The following is a 3,813-nucleotide window of genomic DNA, read 5'->3' on the forward strand; positions in this document are numbered from 1 at the left end:
CCCGGGCCCTCCTCACCGCCCCCACCCTCCCCGCCAAGACCAACCTCCTCCTGCGCTGGACCGGCGCCGACGGGGCGGCGGCCCGCTACCTGCCGGTGCGCAACCCGCTGGCGGAGACGTAGGGACACGCGGCACGGGGCCGCCGTGCACGCGAAGGCGGACCGGCGGTGGTGTCCCCCTCCGGACGGCCACGGCACTCCAGCGGGTGCGGTGCGGCCCTCTCCTTCTGGTCCAGGAGGTTGCACGGGGGAGCCCTCGTCCTCGAAAGGGCTGCGGCTGCCGTGCGGAGGCCCTTGTCCGCACTGCGCGTCCGGTCCGCCCCGTCGCGCGGGAGGCGGGGAAAACGCCTTTCGCGCCGGGCCGCCGGTGGCTAGGGTTCGGACGCAGCGAGTGATCCCCGAGGAGCTGAGGCATGGTCGGTCGTCCGAGCGCGCGTTGACATGGCAGGCCGTGATCGGCCTGGTCATCGCGTGCTGCCCCTGTCGCTGCGGCACAGCGAGCCTTCCCCTGCCCGCATCGCGGGCGCACCCGGTGTGCGCCGGGCGACGGGCCTCGTCGTCGGTCATCCGAGGGATCTTCGTGCCGCCCACTTCCTCCGCCGTGTCCGATTCCGGTCGATCCGTTCCGTCGAGTCTGTGGCGGGACCGCGACTTCCGCAGGCTCTGGGTGGGTCAGACGGCCTCCCAGCTCGGCGAACACACCACTCTGATCGTTCTCCCGCTCTTCGCCGTCCTGACGCTCGGCGCCGGCGCCGGCGAGCTGGGCGTCCTGCGCGCGGTGGGGCAGGCGCCGATCCTGTTGCTCTCGCTCTTCGTCGGCGCGTGGGTGGACAGGTGGCGGACCCGCACGGTGATGGTGGTGACGGACGCCGGCCGGACCCTGATCCTGGGCGCCGCCGCCGTGGCCGCTCTCCTCGGTTGGTCCGGTCTGCCCGCGCTGCTCGTGGTCGCCTTCGCCGTCGGGGCGCTGTCCGTGTTCTTCGACGTCGCCTACCAGGCCTCTCTCGTACGCCTGGTGCGACGCGATCAGCTGCTGCAGGGCAACAGCGCGCTCGAGGGCAGCCGGTCCGCGGCGCAGATCGGCGGGCCCGCGCTCGGCGGTGCGTCGGTGTCCCTGCTGTCGGCGCCGCTCGCCGCCGCCTCGGGCGCGGTGTTCTTCGCGCTGTCGTTCCTGTCGATCCGGCGGATCCGCCGGACCGAATCGATCCCGGACCGCCCGGAACGTCCCCCGCGGGTCTGGCGACGGATCCACGAGGGCCTCCGTTTCGTCGTCGGCGACACCTCGCTGCGGACCGTGTGCCTGGCCTCGGCGGCCTTCCAGTTCTCCTTCGCGGCGATGATGACCGTTTATCTGCTCTTCCTGCCGCGCGAACTGCACTTGTCCGGTGCCACCGTCGGGCTCGCGCTCGCGGCGACGGGGCCGGGCGCGCTGCTGGGCTCGATGCTGGCCGCCCGCCTGCCGAGCCGGTTCGGTCACGGCCCGGTGCTCGTGGCCGCGGCGGCACTCGGTGACGGCGTGTTCCTGTGTGTGCTCGCGCTGCACGGCTCCCCGGGGGTGACGGTTGCCGCGCTGCTGGCGATCAACTTCGTGTTCGGGGCCGCCGGCCAGGTGGTGAACGTCACGGTCATGGCGGTGCGGCAGGCCGTCACCCCGGACGGGATGCAGGGCCGCGCGGCCGCGACGATCACGTTCGTCGGCATGGGGACGGCCCCGCTCGGCTCCCTGCTCGGCGGGTTCCTCGCGATGGAGTGGGGGCTGCGCACCAGCCTCCTGGTGACGGCCGCGGGCATGCTGCTGTCCCCGGTGGTGATGGCCCTGTCCCCGCTCGCACGCCTGGGACGGGTGCTTCCGGTCGTGCGGGACGCACCGCCGACCGGCCGTCCCTGAGCCCACGGGACGGCCGCCCGCGACAGTGGGGCGGCTCATGGCGCAGCCACTGGAACCGGTTCGTGACACCGGGCCGGGGCCGTCCGGCCGTCCGGCGCTCCGACCGGAGGCCGGCGAGCCCGGGCGGGTGACCGCGGGTTCGGGAACGGCTTCGAGCGGGGCCGGCCCACCCTCGGCGCCGGCCGGGCCGGTCTCCGGGCCTTCCACCCCGCCGAGCCGGCCCTCGCGCGGAGCTTCGGCGATCAGACCGATCAGACCGAAGACCGATCAGACCGAAGACCGATCAGACCGAAGACCGATCAGACCGTCACGCATTCCGATCAGCCGGTCTCGCCGGGACGACCCGGGCCGGATCCCCGGGTGCCGCGCCCAGCAGGCGTTCGGCGAGGGCCTCCGCCTCGCGGGTCTTCGGCGCGTTGAAGAAGAGGACCCGTCCGACGACCGGGTCGCCGGTGTAGTAGCGCTCGTAGAGTGCCTGGCGGGCGGCGAACGGACTGCAGGTCATGTCCCAGACCATCCGCATCACCTGGAGGCGGCGCTCGGCGCCGACCCCCGGGCCGTGGACGTACTCCTCCACGAGGTGACCGATCTCCGGGTGCCGCAGCTCGCCCTCGGTCATCGCGATCGCGCCGCTGCCCGTCACCAGCCGGAGCACCTCGACCGCCCTGGCGATCGCGTGCGGGAAGAAGAAGGTCAGCGCCGCGATGCCGACCCGCGACTCCTCCGTCGGGCAGCCGGGGCCGCGCGGCGCCGAGCCGGGGTCGCGGCGCTCGCCGATCCGGCGGCCCAGGTCGACCGCGGCCCCGTCGAGGAGGCCCTCGGCGACGTTCAGCAGGCCCATGACCTCGCCGAGTTCCTCCTGGTAGCGCGGCGAGGCCGCCCGGCCCGTGGTCCGTGCCGCCACGGTGGCGAGCCCGGCCAGGAACTTCAGCTTGGAGGTGCTGCGCGCCGCACCCTGGAGCGGGCCGTAGCCGACCGCGTTGCGCACCACGTTGTTGTACGCGTCCAGGTCACCGGCGACGACGACCCGGTCTTCGGGGACGAAGACGTCGTCGAAGACGAGGATCGCGTCGCCCTCGTCGAACCGGCCGCTCAGCGGGGTGTCGAAGAGACCGTCCCCGCGGTCGTACGCCTGACGGCAGACGATCTTGAGGCCGGGCGCGTCGAGCGGGAGCGTGCAGACCAGGGCGTAGTCCTCCTGGCCGGGCCTGCGCGGCACGTACGGGCCGACGAAGACCTCGTCGGCCACCGGGGCGAGGGTGGACAGCAGCCGGGCGCCCCGGATCACGATGCCGTCCGCGCGGCGCTCCACGATCCGCACCGCCTCCGGCGGGGCGTCCCGCGTCGAGCGGTCGCTCTGCGGGTCCACCAGGGTGTGGGTGACCGCGAGGTCCTCCCGGCGCAGCCGCGCGAGGTACGCGCCCATCCGGGCCGCCTCCTCGTGCTTGCCGACGTGCGCGAGGCTGCTCGCGACGTCGAGCAGGTAGGCGTTCATGAAGTCGGGGAGGCGGCCCATCATGCCGTAGGTCAGCTCGGTGCGGAGCCGGTCGCAGCGCAGCCGGGCCAGGACGTCCTCGTGCGTCCGTGCCTCGAGCAGGGTGGTGCTATGGGTCTCCCCGGACGCCTCGTCGCGCACCGTCAGGACGTCGGCGAACTCCGGGTCCCGCTGGGCGTCGTAGAGCCCGGCGAGCGTCGCCAGCACGCCCTGGAAGGCGGGGTGGGCGGTGACGTCGTCGACCCGTTCACCGTTGATGTACAGGCTGCGGCCGTCCCGCAGACCCTCCAGGTACGCGGCACCCGAACGAAGTCCCATGGTGTCACTCCTTGTGTTGAGGCTTGGTGGGCGCGTCCGGGCGGGCGGGACGCGGCGGGGCGGCCCGGCACCCGGACCCCGGCCCGGAGGACCCGGCGGGGCCCTCCGGACCG

The 3,813-nt window shown here is 74.0% G+C and carries 2 protein-coding genes; one reads left to right on the top strand and one right to left on the bottom strand.

What is annotated here, in order from left to right; genetic code table 11:
* Positions 1–633: 633 nt before the first annotated feature.
* The gene (locus tag AOK18_RS10740; protein ID WP_055694172.1) at positions 634–1,887 is read left to right on the top strand and encodes an MFS transporter; all 1,254 of its coding nucleotides are present in this window, start codon (positions 634–636) and stop codon (positions 1,885–1,887) included.
* A 307-nt stretch (positions 1,888–2,194) separates the two neighbouring features.
* Here the strand turns inward: AOK18_RS10740 and AOK18_RS10745 are convergent, their stop codons facing one another.
* The gene (locus AOK18_RS10745; RefSeq protein WP_055694171.1) at positions 2,195–3,700 is read right to left on the bottom strand and encodes a 4-hydroxyphenylacetate 3-hydroxylase family protein; all 1,506 of its coding nucleotides are present in this window, start codon (positions 3,698–3,700) and stop codon (positions 2,195–2,197) included.
* Between the last annotated feature and the right edge of the window lie 113 nt (positions 3,701–3,813).

Source organism: Streptomyces prasinopilosus, assembly GCF_001419695.1.
Lineage (GTDB): Bacteria > Actinomycetota > Actinomycetes > Streptomycetales > Streptomycetaceae > Streptomyces > Streptomyces prasinopilosus.